Consider the following 15,747-nt stretch of genomic DNA (forward strand, 5'->3'; position numbering starts at 1 on the left):
TGAACTACATGGCGGATCGGTTCTGGTCCGCTCCCGCGACAGACGAAATCCGACGACAAAAACGGCGCCGCCGGAATTTCCCGGCGGCGCCGCTTCTTTTCGTATCAGTGTGACGGCTTAAGCAGCCGGCTGGGCGTCGATCGTCCTGAGCGCCTGAGCCTGGCGCTTGGCCGCGGCCTTGACCGCGTCCTGCACCTTTTCGAAGGCGCGCACCTCGATCTGGCGCACGCGCTCGCGCGAGATGTCGAACTCGGTCGACAGTTCTTCCAGCGTCAGCGGCTCCTCGGAAAGTCGGCGGGCCTCGAAAATGCGCCGCTCGCGATCGTTCAGGACCGACATCGCGCCCGCCAGCATACCGCGGCGGTTATCGAGTTCGTCCTGCTCGATCAGCATCTGTTCCTGACTGTCGCTGTCATCGACCAGCCAATCCTGCCACTCGCCGCTTTCGCCTTCGCTCGCGCGGATCGGTGCGTTCAGCGAAGCATCGCCGGAAAGGCGGCGATTCATTGAAATCACCTCCTCCTCGGAGACGTTGAGGCGGGTGGCGATCTCGGTGATCTGCTCGGGCTTCAAATCGCCTTCTTCCAAGGCCTGGATCTTGCCCTTGACCTTGCGCAGGTTGAAGAACAGCCGCTTCTGGTTGGCGGTGGTGCCCATCTTGACCAGGCTCCACGAGCGCAGGATGTACTCTTGGATGGAGGCCTTGATCCACCACATCGCATAGGTAGCCAGACGGAAGCCACGCTCCGGCTCGAACTTCTTCACGGCCTGCATGAGGCCGACATTGCCTTCAGAAATCACCTCGCCGATCGGCAATCCATAGCCGCGATAGCCCATGGCAATCTTGGCAACGAGCCTGAGGTGACTGGTGACCAGCTTGTGCGCCGCGGACGTGTCGTCATGCTCGGCGTAACGCTTGGCGAGCATGTACTCTTCCTGCGGCTGAAGCATGGGAAAACGGCGGATTTCTTCCAGATAGCGGGTGAGACCGCCTTCGCCGGAAACGATACTGGGCAATGACTGGGCCATGAAGCGCCCTCCTCTCTTCGAGAAATGCCCCCAAAACGCGGCGGGCATATGGCGCGGATGCCTGAGCGCACATCCGCAATCAGCTTTATACAGGAACAAAAGCAGAAAAGACAGCATTTGTTCAAGGCGAAACAGTCTGTCACGCTGAAGTGAACAATGCCAGTCAGGTTTGTTGAAGGCTGGTTCAGAGTTTCCGAAAGCCGCAGGCGAGTTCCTCCATGTCCCCCGGCATCGGCGCTTCGAACCGCATTGCGATATGGGTGGCCGGGTGATGGAATTCAAGCAGGCGGGCATGCAGCGCCTGGCGCGGAAACGCCTGAACTTGCTGGCGAAGAGGCTCCGGCAGTCGATTGGCCTTGGTGCGGAAGGCCTGCCCATAGTCGGGATCGCCCACGACCGGATGGCCGATATGCGCCATATGCACCCGGATTTGATGGGTCCGGCCGGTTTCCAGCCGGCATTCGACGAGGCTCGCCGTGGCGAATTGCGACTGGCCTTCGCCGTAGCGTTCCTCGACCGCGTAGTGTGTCACGGCATGGCGCGCGTCGTCGCGGCCCTGCGGCACGACGGCTCGGCGCACCCGGTCGGCAGCGCGGCCGAGCGGCGCATCGACCGTCCCGGAGAGCCGTTGCGGTATGCCCCAGACCAGCGCGACATAGGCGCGTTGCAGATTGCCGGTGCGGCCATGATCGGCAAAAGCCTCCGACAACGCCTTGTGGGCCCGGTCGGTCTTGGCCGCCACCATGACGCCGCTGGTGGCCTTGTCGAGGCGATGCACGATGCCGGGCCGCCTGACACCGCCGATCCCGGAAAGGCTTGCCCCGCAGTGATGGATCAAGGCATTGACCAGCGTGCCGGTCCAGTTGCCCGCGCCGGGGTGAACGACCAATCCGGCCGGCTTGTTGATGACGATCAGTTCGTCATCCTCGTAAAGCACGTCGAGCGCGATCGCCTCGCCCTGCGGTTCGGCGGGTTCCGGCTCGGGCATCTCGACCGATACCTTTTCGTCGGCCGCCATCTTGCGCTTGGCTTCCGTAACGACCGCCCCGCCCAGGCGCACTGCGCCTTGCTTGATCAGCACCTGCACGCGGCTGCGCGAAAGCTCCGGGCCGAGCCTGGCGGCAAGCCATTGGTCGAGGCGCTGGCCGGCCGCATCGGCACCGGCTTCAAGCTCGATCGAGCCGCCCCCTATCAATCCGGCCCCTATCAATCCATCGACCTGTTCGCTATGAGCGCTCATCTGATCAAACTGTTCCGGACTTTGCCATGACCCGGCCCCATGCCGACGAAGACGAAGAAAAGCCGCTCGACCCCTCGGTCGAGAAAGTGCGCAAGAAACTCATCCGTTTCATGGGGCTGAATCTCGGCCTTTTGTTCCTTGCCCTTATGGTGGTCATCGCGGCCCTTGTCTACAAATCGCGCACCGCCGAGACGCCGGCCCCGGCGCCCGCCGGCGACATTCAGGCTCCTGCCGGTCAGCCGGTCGAGGGCGACATCGTGCTGCCGGTCGGCGCAAGAATCGTATCGCAGTCGATTTCCGGCAATCGCATTTCCATCGACGTCGAACTTTCCGAAGGCGGGCGCGCCATCTTCGTCTACGACATTGCCGAACAGCGCCTGATCGGGCGCTTCGCCGTCAGGACGAAGTAGGTGACGCGATCAACTGTTCGGACGGAGGCGATCTTCGTCTTGAAACTGCATTGGAACTCTGCCTATCTAAGCAATGTCACCTGCTTTGAAGGGTGATTTGGTTGTTCTTGATGCGAAAGGAAAGACACTGAGAACAGCACTTCGGAAGAAGGCCGACATCGTGCCTTCGCCGGCCGGGATCAGCGCAAGCGATACCCGTGCCCTCGCCGCAGTCCTTGCCAGTCTGGAAGACTCCAAGGCCGAAAACATCGTCTCCATCGACATTCAGGGAAAATCGAGCTTGGGCGACTACATGGTTGTCGCCTCGGGCCGGTCGAACCGTCATGTCGCGGCTGTCGCCGATCACCTGCTCAAGGCGCTCAAGGATGCCGGTCTCGGCAATGTGCGCGTCGAGGGACTGGCCGGCGCTGACTGGGTCCTGATCGATTCCGGCGACGTCATCGTCCATGTCTTCCGGCCAGAGGTCCGCGACTTCTACAATCTGGAAAAGATGTGGCAGGCGCCGGACCTGGAGGAAGAAACGCTGCACTAGCCTAGCCGGCGCCCCTTGGGTGCGGGCTGCTGCGGAGTGCAGGTCGCGAGTGATTCCTGATGGAAACCGCAGCGGTTTCCAGACTGGTGTCGACTGCGTTTCGCTTTCCGAGGCTACCGAAGCCAGGACTTGGAATGAAAATAACCATCCACGCCGTGGGCCGCATGAAATCCGGCCCCGAAAAGGAACTTGCCGACCGCTACTTCGAGCGTTTCGCCAGGTCAGGGCCGGCAATCGGCCTCGAATTCACAGGCATCACCGAGATACAGGAAGGCCGTGGCCAGACCGCCAGTGAGCGGCGGCGCGAGGAAGGCCAGAAACTGCAGGCGCAATTGCAGGCCGGGAGCGCGCTTCTCCTGCTCGATGAACGCGGCAAGAACTTTTCGTCCGAAGAGTTTGCGGGCCGTATCGGTCTGTTGCGGGACGGCGGCCGCAAGACATTGGTCATCGCCATCGGCGGCCCCGACGGTCACGACCAGTCGCTGCGCGACCAGGCGGATCTGGTGGTCTCTTTTGGGGAACTTACCTGGCCGCATCAACTCGTGCGCGTCATGCTGGGCGAACAACTCTATCGCGCCGCAACGATCCTGTCGGGTCACCCCTATCACCGCGCCTGAACGGCGCCAGATCGTGGACTCATAAATCGGCGCCGCTCGGATTTTCGCCCCAATCTCCATCAATTTGCGCGGGAAGAGCGCGGTTCCCGGATTCATTCGAAACCAGAATCGCACTACAGTAGGGCGAATGTCAGATCTCACACAGGTGAAGCCGAACCGCTGGAGTGCCCGCCATCTCGTCGTGGCTGCGGCGCTGGTGCTGTCGGCTGGCCGGGCCGAAGCGCAGGCATTCCCCAACGGTGTGTCCGATCCGCAGGACAACAGGGCCGAATATGAGCGCATAACCCGGGAAATCACCCTGTCGTCGGAGCGGATGGCGGGGCTCGCCGCCGATATCGCTTCGGTGCGCAAGGACTATGCCAGCATCACCGCTGCCCTCATCCAGTCCGCCAAGACCGAGCAGAAGCTTGGTCAGGACATCGAGGACATCGGCGCCAAAATGGACGGCTTGAAGGAACAGGACGCCAGGATCCGCGCGTCGCTGGCGTCGCGCCGCGACGTGCTTGCCGAAGTGCTCGGCGCCCTGCAGCGCATGGGCATCAGCCCGCCGCCGGCAATTCTGGTCAAGCCGGAGGACGCGCTGTCGTCCGTGCGCAGCGCCATCCTGCTCGGCGCGGTTGTGCCGGAACTGCGTGATCAGACCGAAGTGCTGATGGCCGACCTCAAGGAACATTCGCGCGTCACCGCCTCCATCGAGGCCGAGCGTGTCAAGCTGACGGAAGCGGTCACCGACCAGGTCACCGAAAAGCAGCGCCTCACCCTGCTTCTGGAGGCCAAGAAGAAGTTCCAGGCCGAAACGCAGGCCGCCATCGCCGCCGAGCAACAGCGCGCGCAGGACCTTGCCGAAAAGGCGAAAAGCCTCAAGGACCTGATCGCCTCGCTGGAGACCGATGCCAGACGCAAGGCCGCCGTCGACCAGTCGAAAACGGCAGCATTACCCATTCCCGAGGCCAACCAGTTGCTTGATCAGGTGCCGTTTTCGGCCTTGCAGGGCCAGGTCGCGCTGCCGGTCATCGGCAAGGTCAAGCGCCGGTTCGGCGCCGGCGACGATAACGGATCGGTGATGCAGGGCGACATGGTTGCGACACAATCGGGCGCGATCGTAACCGCCCCGGCGGACGGGAGCGTACTTTATGCGGGGCCGTTTCGTTCCTATGGACAACTCTTGATCCTTGATGCCGGCGGCGGCTATCATGTCGTGCTGGCGGGGATGAACCGGTTGACCGTCGCGTCCGGCCAATCCGTGCTCGCAGGCGAGCCGGTCGGTGCGATGGGTGAAGCAAGGGTGGCAAGCACCTCGGCGACACAGAATGCAGATGCCACGCCGGAACTTTATGTCGAGTTCCGCAAGGATGGAAAACCCGTCGATCCGACCCCGTGGTGGGCGGACCGTTTTTCTGGAAGGACGTGAAATGATGCGGAAATTCTCGCTTCTGTTTGCCGGTGCGCTGATGGGCGCATCTGCCATGAGCTTGGTTTACGGTGCACCCGGCTCGGCGGCAAATGCGGCGGGTTCCGAGACCTACAAACAACTGGCGATCTTCGGCGATATCTTCGAGCGTGTGCGGGCGCAGTACGTCACCCCGCCCGACGACAAGGCGCTGGTCGAGAACGCCGTCAACGGCATGCTGACCGCGCTCGACCCGCATTCGTCCTACATGAACGCCGAAGCCGCCCAGGACATGCGTGTCCAGACCAAGGGCGAGTTTGGCGGGCTCGGCATCGAGGTCACCATGGAAAACGACCTCGTCAAGGTGATCACGCCCATCGACGACACGCCTGCCGCCAAGGCCGGGGTGATGGCCGGCGACTTCATCGCCAAGATCGACGGCGAGGAAGTTCGTGGCCTCACCCTCAACGACGCCGTCCAGAAGATGCGCGGGCCGGTTTCGACGCCGATCACGCTCACCATCCTGCGCGAAGGGGCCGACAAGCCGCTGGAAATCAAGGTCGTTCGTGACATCATCAAGGTCAAGGCGGTCAAGTTCCGGGTCGAGAACGACATCGGCTACATGAAGATCACGTCTTTCACCGAAAAGACCTATGACGATCTGGAATCGGCCATCCAGACGATCAAGAAGGAAATTCCGAAGGACAAGTTGAAGGGCTATGTGCTCGACCTGCGTCTCAACCCGGGCGGCTTGCTCGACCAGGCTGTCAGCGTTTCGGATGCCTTCCTCGATCGCGGCGAGATCGTCTCGACACGCGGCCGCGACCCCAAGGACGTGACCCGTTTCGACGCCAAGGTCGGCGACGACATCGACGGCAAGCCGCTGATCGTGCTCATCAACGGCGGCTCGGCGAGCGCATCGGAGATCGTGGCCGGCGCCTTGCAGGACTTGCGCCGCGCCACCGTGGTCGGCACGCAGTCCTTTGGCAAGGGATCGGTGCAGACCATCATCCCGCTGGGCGAGAACGGCGCCTTGCGCCTTACCACCGCGCTCTATTACACGCCGTCGGGCAAATCTATCCAGGGCAAGGGAATCTCGCCCGATATCAAGGTCGACCAGCCGGTGCCGGCTGAATTGCAGGGCCGCGACCTGACCCGCGGCGAGTCTGACCTCAAGGGACATATCAAGGGGGCTGACGAGAGCGATACCGGCTCTGGTTCGGCCGCCTACGTGCCGCCGGAGCCGAAAGACGACCTGCAGCTTATCTACGCCCAGCAATTGCTGCGCGGCGAAAAGACAGATGCATCCTTCCCGCCGAACCCGGACAAGGCTGTGCTCAACCAGTAGAGTAGCGGACCGAAAAGCGGAATCCGGTTTTCGGGAAAATCCGATGCTCTAACAAAGAGATAATACATGTCGCCCGAAAGTGGGAACCGGCTCCGGGACAACGACATGCATGGAAACAAATACCTCGAGCGCGCCAGCGAATCTGAAAGATCGCGACGCGCTCGAGGTCGCCGCTATGCATCCGTCAGGATGCACGGCGATCTGGAAGCTGAACAGGGTCTGGTGACCCGATCGAAGCAATGCCATTCTGCCGGGATCGCAAGGTTCCGGCAGTTTGATTCGGGGATACTGCTTGCCTGACGCCATCAAGGATATCGAACGACCGCTGGGACAAGGCTCGGGCGAGACGCGTGCGTCGTCTAGGCCGCGCAGTTTCAGCCGGGGCTCCTTTGCCGGGGTACTCGCCGTGCTGGCCCTCGTCGGCGTGTCCAGCGCCATTGCGCTGCGCGATCCAGGCTTCCGCAATCCGCAAGCCGTGGCCGTCGCCACCCCGAAAGTGACGGCTCCGGCCGAAGGTGTCGCCGCTCCAGAACAGCCCGCACCGCCAAAGGTCGACACAACATCGAAGCCTGGCGGGCCGCAAATCATCCGCGTCCAACCGGAATCGACGCAAAGCGGCGCAAGCGGCGGCATCGTCATCCATGATCCCTCCGCGGTCGGCCAGGATCTTCGTGTCGCGCATCTCCCCGACAAGGCATTGATCGAACAGAGCGCAACTGGTCCGCTGCCGATCCGCGCCGCCGACGGCAGGCGGCCCTTCGACGTCTATGCCCGGCCATGGTCCGGCACGCGTGGAGCGCGCGTCGCCATCGTCATCGGTGGGCTTGCCGTATCGCAGACCGGCACGCAGGCGGCAATCGCCAAGCTGCCGCCTGAAGTGACGCTGGCCTTCGCTTCCGGCGGCAACAGCATTGGCCGCTGGATGGAGGAAGGTCGCCGGCGCGGTCACGAGATCGTCATGCAGATGCCGATGGAGCCGTTCGACTACCCGAACGTCAATCCGGGCCGCAACACCCTCACCATCGAGGCAACGCCTCAGGAGAACCTGCAAAGCCTGTACCGGGTCCTGTCGCGCACCACCAATTATACGGCCGTGATGAACTACATGGGCGCGCGCTTCACCGCCGAGGCCGAGGCGATGGCGCCGATCATGGCCGAACTTGCCAAGCGAGGGCTTGGCTATGTCGACGATGGATCTTCGGCACGCAGCAGCGCGCCGGAACTGGCGGCACAGGATGGTGTGCCGCTGGCCGTCGCCGACACCCAGATCGATGCTGTTCAGGAGCGCGGCGAAATCCTGAAAAAGCTTGACCAGCTTGAAGCCACGGCTCGCGCCAAGGGCTTCGCCATCGGCACCGGATCGGCCTTCGACGTCACCGTCGACGCCGTTACCACATGGGTCGACGAAGCCAAGAAACGCGGCATCGAGATCGTACCGATCTCGGCTGTCGCCGCTGACCCGAACAAGCATTGAACCTCAGAGAAAACCGACCGATGTCCAAGAAGAAAGCTGTCGATCCCGAAACGCTGCCTTACCGGCCCTGTGTCGGCTTGCTGGTGCTCAACGGTGCGGGGTTGGTCTGGGTGGGCCATCGTATCGCCGAGCCCGACAGCGAATTTTCCGGCACGAGCAAGCTTTGGCAGATGCCGCAAGGCGGCATCGACGAAGACGAGGAGCCGCTTCCGGCCGCACGCCGCGAACTCCTTGAAGAGACCGGCATGAAGAGCCTGACCCTCATGGCAGAGGCACCCGGCTGGATCAATTACGATCTGCCGCCGCATCTGGTCGGCATCGCCTTCAAGGGCCGCTATCGCGGCCAGACGCAGAAATGGTTCGCCTTCCGGTTCGATGGCGACGAAAGCGAAATCAGCATCAACCCACCGCCGGGTGGTCACAAGGCGGAGTTCGACCGGTGGGGCTGGCGGTCGATGCGCGATCTGCCCGACCTGGTCGTGCCTTTCAAGCGCCCGGTCTACGAACAAGTCGTGGCCGCCTTCAGCCACCTGGTCCCCTGAGTCTTTCAACGGCTGGTTCTTTGAGCGCGGCGCATCGTTGGTGTCCCACATATCCTGCTCATCGGGTGCGGTTTCGAGATCGGGCACCGGCAGCATCTTGCGCAGATGGTCGTGGTGGGTGCGCACGCCATATTCGAGATCGGAAAGATAGAAGCCGCCAAAAGCCTCTGACAGCAGCGCGCACTTGGCGGCAGGAGTTAGCGGCGAGCGTCGGCTTGCTCAATAGATCCGGCTACGTCGTGTCTACGTAATAAGGAGTAGCCCTTGGCTGAGGCTGACCAGAAAATTATAGATATTTCATAATGATGCGCTGAACGGAGCCATCTAGATCATCCAGAAGGCATGTGGCCTTTGTTGCGCCGCCGATCATAAATGCTACCTTCTGCGCCGTCGCATTGCCCTCAAGCCTTGCCGCCCGGATTGGCGATTGCATGTCTGGATCGGGGTTGATGGATTTTGGCTTTTTGAAACCCTATCGAAAAGTTGACCGCCGGGTAAAAGCAGTCGGCTTTGCCCTTGTCTGCCTGCTTGCCCTTGGCCTCGTCAACGTGTTCCCCGGCGCTATCCGGTTCGCTCGTAACGCATATTTCGGTCCTCCTTCGATCACGGCGGTATTCCCCGCCGACGGAACCGTCGGGGCACCTGCCGGCACCAAGGTGCAAGCGAGTTTCGACCGCCCGCTCGGCAGTTCGGCCGAAGCGGTCAGTTTCCACTTGAGCGATAACAACGGCAACCGCGTAAGCGGATCGGTCCGGTTCAACGACTTGCTCACGACCGCCACCTTCACGCCGAACCAGCCATTTTTCCCCGGCGAAATCGAAGTCGGCGTAAGGATCGGCGAAGGCCGGTCGAAAGCCTGGCGCTTCACCGTCCCCCACAAGCAGTCGCTGGTCGCCGGCCACGGTGGGCCGATCTTGCTCGTCACGACCGGCTCGAACCGGTTCGAAGCGTTCTACAGCGAGATCCTTAGAGCCGAAGGGCTGGCGAGCTTCGCAACCGTGAACGTCGCCGAACTGGACAGCGCAGTGCTGGCGGCCCATTCGGTTGCGATCGTATCTGGTCCGATTGCCGATACGGCCAAGCTGGCATCGATCCACGCTTGGGTGGCGGATGGCGGCAAGCTTATCGCGATGCGGCCGTCCGGGAGCCTCGCCGATCTCGCCGGCCTCTCGCCCCCGTCCGGCATCATCGAGGACGGTTATCTGAAGATGGATAACGCGGCTGCGCCGGCCAAAGGCCTCGTTGCCGAAACGATCCAGTTCCATGGAGCGGCCGATGTGGTGGCGATGTCTCAGGGCACCCGTGCCGTGGCAACGCTTTATCGCGACGCCGTCACATCCGCCCAAGCGCCGGCGGTGACGGTGCGCACCGTAGGCGATGCCGGCGGACAGGTAGCGGCCTTCACCTTCGATCTCGCCCGGTCGACGATCTTGACCCGGCAGGGCAACCCGAAATGGGCAGGGCAGGAACGCGACGGCCTCGACCCCGTCCGGCCCAATGATCTTTTCTACGGCGCTGCCAGTGACGATCCACAGTCCGACTTTGTCGACCTCGACAAGATCGCCATTCCCCAGGCCGACGAAAACATGCGGCTGTTGTCCAATCTGATCGCCTATCTGACCTATGACCGGGCGCCGCTGCCGAAATTCTGGTATTTCCCCAATGGCGCCAAGGCGGCCCTCGTCATGGCCGCCGACGACCACGGCACCGGCTCCGGAACGCAGGATTCGTTCGACCGCATGCTGGCCTTGAGTCCAAAGGGTTGCGATCCTGCGAAATGGCAATGCGCCCGCGCGACATCGTGGATGTACGAGACTTCAGGAATGGGGGACCATCAGGCGGCGACTTATGCGGCGCAGGGATTCGACATCGGCTCGCATGTCAGCACCTACTGCCACAACTGGTCGGAACAGTCGCTCAATCTGGCATTTTCGCGCGACCTGCCCGGAATAATTCGATCTGGCAGTGACAAGGTTGAAAGCTCCGCAACAATTGTGCAACGACAGGGAGGCTGCACCCTCGCCATCCTTGAAACGGGGGCCGGTTATAAAGTCATCCACACCCCAAAAGACTTGCGTACTAATAAGGGTCAGGAACTAATTCTGTATGCCGTCACATCTGGAAGTGGGTGCATCCAGGAGGCACAAACGGAGATACATTTCTCGGCGAGCGAGATTCTTTTGCGCGATAGAAACTTACCGTCTACGTTCTCGGCAAGCCCCGATTTTAGCTGTGTGGCGATGCGGATCCCTTTAGATAAAGTTGAGTTAGGTTTCCGACATCATCGTTTTGCAAACACATATACTCTTTCGCAGAGATCTCCTGGAGTGCTTAGTCTAGGTTGTTTACTTGCAGATCAAAAGGAAATGAATTTCCACACAGTAGTGGATAATTTTAGTCGTACTGAACGAGCAGTTATTGCACTTTTTAATCTCGCTATGCAGTCACAAATGGCTGCTCCATTGTGCAAAGATGAAATGCGAATGTCATACCTTCTTTCTATAGTTGATGACAACATCCACAACCAGGGTTTCCGTTTAACAGACGTTGCCAGGGCACTTGGAATATCTACCCGATGGGTTAGAAAACTCTTTTCGGATAGAGGAATGACATTTAAGTCGCACTTGACTCAGCGCCGCTTAGATCATGCTCAAGAGATGTTGGCAGATCCACATCTAGCTCGGGGGAAGATTACCGATATCGCGTTGGACTGCGGCTTCAGTGATCAGGCACATTTCACTCGACATTTTACTAAGTACGTTGGTCAGAGCCCTGGGCAGTACCGGACGCAAAATATACTCAGAAGAACTAGTCGTGAATAAGGAAGGTATTCTGTCTATCAAAGTTCTTATGTTTAAGAGGATATTTTTTCCTTTCTATTTGGCCTGTATAAATATTTTTCAACCGATTTTCGATTGTCCGGCGTCAGCGCTGATGGGACCAGAGCGGCTTAACTGAGAGCGGAGGATTTCTGGTTCATCGTAGCCTTTCAAAGGAACGAAGATGAGACAGAAATCCGGAACGGGGAAAGTGCCTGCGGAGCAGGTCATCAAGGACATCCGCCGCGCGACCCGCAAGCAGTATTGGGCCGAGGAGAAGACCCGCATCGTGCTGGAGGGATTGCGCGGCGAGGAGTCGATCGCGGCGCTGTGCCGGCGTGGGGGGATTGCCGAGAGCCTGTATTACACATGGTCGAAGGAATTCCTGGAGGCCGGCAAGAAGCGGCTTGCCGGCGACACGGCACGCGCCGCGACCAGCGACGAGGTGAAGGTGCTGCGCAAGGAGGCGCGCGACCTCAGGGAAGTCGTCGCCGAGCAGGCCTTGGAACTGCGGATACTTAAAAAAGCATGATCGCAGATGGGGGCGACGACGAATGAGATACCCCGCATCCGAGAAGCTGGAGATCATCCGCCTGGTCGAGAACTCGCATCTGTCGGCGCGGCGCACATTGCAGAAGCTCGGCATTGCGCGCTCGACCTTCAATCGCTGGTATGATTGCTTCCTTGCCGGCGGCGTCGATGCCTTGGAGGATCGCAGCCCCCGGCCGAACCGGGTTTGGAACCGCATCCCCGACGAGGTGCGCGATCAGATCGTCGAACTGGCGCTGAACGAGCCGGAGCTGTCGCCACGCGAACTGGCGGTCACCTTCACCGACACGAAAGGCTACTTCGCGTCGGAATCCTCAGTCTATCGCCTGCTCAAGGCCCATGATCTGATCACCAGCCCGGCCTTCATCGTCATCAAGGCCGCCGACGAGTTCCATGACAAGACGACAGCGCCCAACCAGCTCTGGCAGACCGACTTCACCTATCTGAAGGTCATCGGCTGGGGATGGTTCTATCTCTCGACCGTGCTCGACGACTTCTCGCGCTACATCATCGCCTGGAAGCTCTGTACCACGATGAAGGCCGGGGATGTCACCGACACGCTGGAACTGGCGCTGCAGGCTTCCGGCTGTGACAGCGCCAGGGTGCTGCACAAGCCGAAGCTGCTCAGCGACAACGTCCTAAGAGCGGAAGGAAATGGAGCAGACGGTCAAAGTCTCTCTGTTCGCCAGCATGCTCTCGCTGCGTGACGCTGGTCAAGTCGGATAGTCGAACCAGGCGGCTTCCACCGGCAAGGGAAAAGGTCTCGTCCATAGCAAACACAGGGTACGCGTGATGGCGGCCCTCACCGTCCTCAACACGAGCTTCTGATCCAGGTGGAAGACCCGAACATTATCTACAGGGTCATCGAACCGATGCCCTCACGGCCCTAGCTGACAGAGGTTCTTCCACCTGGCACCCGCCCCTCGACGAAGGGCCGGTAATCGGAACCGCTTTTGACGACGGCGTGCACCACGCGCGCCATCTTGGCGGTAATAGCGGTCATCGCCTTGCGGCGCAGATCGGGATTGTCGCGATCTCGTGCGATGTAGCGTTCGAACTTGTGCCGGAAGCCGTTCTCACGCTGGCGGATGGCAACCTGCCCGGCGATCCACAGGGTGCGGCGCAGTCGCGCATTGCCGAATTTGGAAAGCCGGGTCTGGCCGCGATATTGGCCTGACTGCTGGGTCGACAGATCCAGCCCGCAGAATTTGAGAAACTGGCGATGATGGTGGAAACGGCGTAGGTCGCCAGCCTCGGCAATAATCGTCAGTGCGTTGATTGGCCCGATGCCCGGAATCTGGCGCAGCAGTTGATAGTCCTGGCTGTGCCGCAGCAAGTCGTCGGCCTGTTGCTCGATCTCGTTGCGCTGCCGGATCAGGCTGCGGGCTTCGGCGACAACCATGCGGAACATGCGAATGGCAAGGGCATCAGGCGGCAACGGCAGCCCAATCGACGTGCGCGCGGTCTCGTTGTCAAGCGAATCGAGGATTTGACCCCTTTGGCGAAGTGAAGAACTGACCCCGTTCATTGGTTTGCTGTTTCGTTGGTTTCGAGCGCCGGTCCGGTCTTCTGCAGAAGGNTGTCAAGCGAATCGAGGATTTGACCCCTTTGGCGAAGTGAAGAACTGACCCCGTTCATTGGTTTGCTGTTTCGTTGGTTTCGAGCGCCGGTCCGGTCTTCTGCAGAAGGCCGGACCGGCGCTTTTCGCGGAGACGGTAGCTGTCGCCGCGGATGGTGATCACCGTCGAGTGGTGGAGCAGACGATCCAGGATTGCCGTGGCCACAACGGGGTCTCCAAAAACACTTCCCCATTCGCCCACGGAGCGATTGGAGGTGATCAGGATCGATCCCTTCTCATAGCGCCGCGATACGAGCTGGAAGAACAGGTGGGCGGCATTGGCCTCGAAGGGTAGATAGCCCAGTTCGTCGATGATCAGCAGCTTCGGCCGCGACAGAAGCGTCAATTGCTTGTCGAGCAAGCCATCGGCATGAGCCTTGGCCAGTGTCGCCACCAGCGTGGCCGCCGTGATGAACTGGACGTTGTAGTTCTGGCGGATCGCCTCTCGGCCGAGGCTGACTGCCAGATGCGTCTTGCCCGTTCCGGGCGGTCCGAGGAACAGGACCGTGTCGCCGTGCGCGATCCAGCGGCAGGTCGCCAGCTCCCTGATCTGCTCCTGGTCCAGTGAGGGCTGGGCCTCGTAGTCGAAGCCGTCGAGTTCGCGCACGAAGGGGAACTGCGCGATCTTGCTCGACATCGAGATGCGTCGCTCGTCGCGCCGGGCGATCTCGCGCGACACCAGGAAGGCCAGGGCCTCGCGCAAGTTCATCTTCGAACGGGCCGCTTCATCCAGCAGCGTATCGAGCTGGTCTCGGATCGCCGTCAGCTTCAGCCGATCGAGGGTTGCAATGAGGATGTCATGATCAACGGTCGCCATTACCATGCCCCTCCGACAACCGCCTCATATTCCGCAAGCGGTCGCAGCAAGGCGGCCGGGGCGATCTCGACAGGGGCTGCTGCTCGCACCGGCGCCTCGAAGCCGGCGACACCGACAAAATGAGCGCGATCCACGATCCGTTGTCGTCGGCCCCGGCAAAGGGCATGGTCTGCGACGACCTGGCCCGCATGACGGATGATCACCCGGCCGGCCAGCACCACGACCTGGACGCTCTCGCCGATCAGGCGCCAGGGCACAGAGTAACTGTTCGTGTCCAGATCGATCGCGCAGTCGGCCTGAACCTTGCGGATCAGATCCCGTAGCTGCCCGAATGGCGCGCGGCCGGCCAGAGGGCGTAATGCGCGAGCCTCAGCACCGAAGAGCTCCGCCGGCGCCACACCGGTGGTGCCGTGTTCACGCTGGTCGGCGATCTCACGCGTCCACCGGTCCAGATGCGCCTCGAACGCCGCCCAGTTCTCGAACCGGCGCCCGGCGATCGCGTTCTTCTTGACGTAGCCGACTCCGCGTTCGTCCTTTCCTTTCGTGCGGGCCCGATAGGGAGCACAGGCCCGCGGCGTGAAGCCCCAGTACCGGGCGAAGGCATGCAGCCGCGCATTGAACCTCACCTCGCGCGTCACCGCGTCATGGTGCTCGACCAGCGCCTTCGCGTTGTCGATCAGGACTTCTGCCGGAACTCCACCGAACCGCAGGAAAGCGCCTTCCATCCCTTCAAACCAGTCCGTCTGGCGCTGCCTCTGCGAGGCCCGGATATGTATCCGGCGCGAATAGCCGAGCGTGGCGACAAACACATGGATCCGCACCCGCTCGCCGCCGATCCATACCTTCGTATCGCCGAAGTCGATCTGCATCTGGTGACCGGGCGCCGTCTCGAAGCGCACCGTCGCCCGCTTCTGCGCCTTCAACTCCCGGCGCCAGCACCTCACCTTCAACTCCACCGAGCGAAGCCCGATCACAATCCCATGTTCGCTCGCCAACTCCTGGCGGATGACATCCGCATTGCCCTCATGGCGGAAAAACCGCTCCCGAAGCCAATCGTCCAAACCGTCAAATGCCGTTCGACGAACTGGCTGGCGATACGACACCACACCACCCTCGCGAAGGTAGCGACGGACCGTATTGCGCGCGCAGCCAAACTCCTGCGCGATCCGTTTCGCTCCCCAGCCAATCCCATGTAGTCGCACCATTGCTGAAACTTCTTCCCCCGACCGCATCTCCTCAACTCGCACTGATTTCGACACGGCGAGCTTCGATGGAAATTCTGCGCTCATCTACTGATCCTCTCAAAAACGAGGGGTCAGTTCTTCGTTTCGTTCGGGGGTCAATTTCTCATTTCGCCTGACA

Annotated in this window: 11 protein-coding genes and 4 pseudogenes; 9 read left to right on the top strand and 6 right to left on the bottom strand. The window is 61.2% G+C overall.

The genetic code is table 11. The features are described from left to right. Positions 1-117 precede the first annotated feature (117 nt). Positions 118-1,029, bottom strand: a complete 912-nt coding sequence (gene rpoH / locus ASD64_RS02460; protein ID WP_056100047.1) for an RNA polymerase sigma factor RpoH — start codon at positions 1,027-1,029, stop codon at positions 118-120. A gap of 184 nt (positions 1,030-1,213) precedes the next feature. Then, a complete protein-coding gene (locus ASD64_RS02465; RefSeq protein ID WP_056100050.1) occupies positions 1,214-2,269 on the bottom strand; it encodes an RluA family pseudouridine synthase in 1,056 nt (351 codons plus the stop codon). A gap of 26 nt (positions 2,270-2,295) precedes the next feature. Between ASD64_RS02465 and ASD64_RS02470 the strand changes: the two genes are divergently transcribed. From ASD64_RS02470 to ASD64_RS02500, 7 genes are all read left to right on the top strand, one after another. Further along, a complete protein-coding gene (locus ASD64_RS02470) occupies positions 2,296-2,679 on the top strand; it encodes a hypothetical protein (protein WP_056100052.1) in 384 nt (127 codons plus the stop codon). Positions 2,680-2,839: 160 nt separating this feature from the next. Next, complete coding sequence (gene rsfS, locus ASD64_RS02475) at positions 2,840-3,211, top strand: ribosome silencing factor (protein ID WP_056100255.1); 372 nt, start codon at positions 2,840-2,842, stop codon at positions 3,209-3,211. A 134-nt stretch (positions 3,212-3,345) separates the two neighbouring features. After that, positions 3,346-3,828: a 23S rRNA (pseudouridine(1915)-N(3))-methyltransferase RlmH gene (gene rlmH, locus ASD64_RS02480; RefSeq protein WP_056100056.1), complete on the top strand. Its 483-nt coding sequence runs from the start codon at positions 3,346-3,348 to the stop codon at positions 3,826-3,828. A 127-nt stretch (positions 3,829-3,955) separates the two neighbouring features. Then, positions 3,956-5,239 carry a murein hydrolase activator EnvC family protein gene (locus ASD64_RS02485; RefSeq protein ID WP_056100059.1) on the top strand — a complete coding sequence of 428 codons (1,284 nt, stop codon included), beginning with the start codon at positions 3,956-3,958 and terminating at the stop codon, positions 5,237-5,239. Position 5,240: 1 nt separating this feature from the next. Continuing rightward, positions 5,241-6,566 carry a S41 family peptidase gene (locus tag ASD64_RS02490; protein WP_056100064.1) on the top strand — a complete coding sequence of 442 codons (1,326 nt, stop codon included), beginning with the start codon at positions 5,241-5,243 and terminating at the stop codon, positions 6,564-6,566. 292 nt (positions 6,567-6,858) lie between these two features. After that, positions 6,859-8,040, top strand: coding sequence for a divergent polysaccharide deacetylase family protein (locus ASD64_RS02495; RefSeq protein WP_056100067.1), 1,182 nt, complete (start codon positions 6,859-6,861; stop codon positions 8,038-8,040). Positions 8,041-8,060: 20 nt separating this feature from the next. Next, positions 8,061-8,582, top strand: a complete 522-nt coding sequence (locus ASD64_RS02500) for an RNA pyrophosphohydrolase (RefSeq protein WP_056100070.1) — start codon at positions 8,061-8,063, stop codon at positions 8,580-8,582. Positions 8,583-8,597: 15 nt separating this feature from the next. Here the strand turns inward: ASD64_RS02500 and ASD64_RS21875 are convergent. Continuing rightward, positions 8,598-8,762 (bottom strand): annotated as a pseudogene (locus ASD64_RS21875) (aromatic ring-hydroxylating dioxygenase subunit alpha); the annotation flags it as partial. 164 nt (positions 8,763-8,926) lie between these two features. Here ASD64_RS21875 and ASD64_RS02505 point away from each other — a divergent pair. Both ASD64_RS02505 and ASD64_RS20325 read left to right on the top strand, forming a co-directional pair. Beyond that, positions 8,927-11,404 (top strand): helix-turn-helix domain-containing protein, encoded by a 2,478-nt coding sequence (locus ASD64_RS02505; RefSeq protein WP_156459966.1) that lies wholly within the window; start codon positions 8,927-8,929, stop codon positions 11,402-11,404. 181 nt (positions 11,405-11,585) lie between these two features. Further along, positions 11,586-12,585: pseudogene (locus ASD64_RS20325) on the top strand (helix-turn-helix domain-containing protein); the annotation flags it as partial. 226 nt (positions 12,586-12,811) lie between these two features. Here the strand turns inward: ASD64_RS20325 and ASD64_RS02520 are convergent. The 3 genes and pseudogenes from ASD64_RS02520 to istA form a co-directional block, all read right to left on the bottom strand. Then, positions 12,812-13,418 (bottom strand): annotated as a pseudogene (locus tag ASD64_RS02520) (IS110 family transposase); the annotation flags it as partial. Positions 13,419-13,584: 166 nt separating this feature from the next. Beyond that, positions 13,585-14,385 carry an IS21-like element helper ATPase IstB gene (gene istB / locus ASD64_RS02525; protein ID WP_056100081.1) on the bottom strand — a complete coding sequence of 267 codons (801 nt, stop codon included), beginning with the start codon at positions 14,383-14,385 and terminating at the stop codon, positions 13,585-13,587. Beyond that, positions 14,385-15,602: pseudogene (gene istA / locus ASD64_RS02530) on the bottom strand (IS21 family transposase); the annotation flags it as partial. The pseudogene istA and the gene istB, both read right to left, overlap by 1 nt. Positions 15,603-15,747 lie beyond the last annotated feature (145 nt).

The organism is Mesorhizobium sp. Root157, assembly GCF_001427385.1.
Classification (GTDB): Bacteria; Pseudomonadota; Alphaproteobacteria; order Rhizobiales; family Rhizobiaceae; genus Mesorhizobium.

What these genes read in the sequence shown, in the direction of transcription:
- rpoH (WP_056100047.1), bottom strand. Translation starts at nt 1,029, where the DNA reads ATGGCCCAGTCATTGCCCAGTATCGTTTCCGGCGAAGGCGGTCTCACC.
- ASD64_RS02465 (WP_056100050.1), bottom strand. Translation starts at nt 2,269, where the DNA reads ATGAGCGCTCATAGCGAACAGGTCGATGGATTGATAGGGGCCGGATTG.
- ASD64_RS02470 (WP_056100052.1), top strand. Translation starts at nt 2,296, where the DNA reads ATGACCCGGCCCCATGCCGACGAAGACGAAGAAAAGCCGCTCGACCCC.
- rlmH (WP_056100056.1), top strand. Translation starts at nt 3,346, where the DNA reads ATGAAAATAACCATCCACGCCGTGGGCCGCATGAAATCCGGCCCCGAA.
- ASD64_RS02485 (WP_056100059.1), top strand. Translation starts at nt 3,956, where the DNA reads ATGTCAGATCTCACACAGGTGAAGCCGAACCGCTGGAGTGCCCGCCAT.
- ASD64_RS02490 (WP_056100064.1), top strand. Translation starts at nt 5,241, where the DNA reads ATGATGCGGAAATTCTCGCTTCTGTTTGCCGGTGCGCTGATGGGCGCA.
- ASD64_RS02500 (WP_056100070.1), top strand. Translation starts at nt 8,061, where the DNA reads ATGTCCAAGAAGAAAGCTGTCGATCCCGAAACGCTGCCTTACCGGCCC.
- istB (WP_056100081.1), bottom strand. Translation starts at nt 14,385, where the DNA reads ATGGCGACCGTTGATCATGACATCCTCATTGCAACCCTCGATCGGCTG.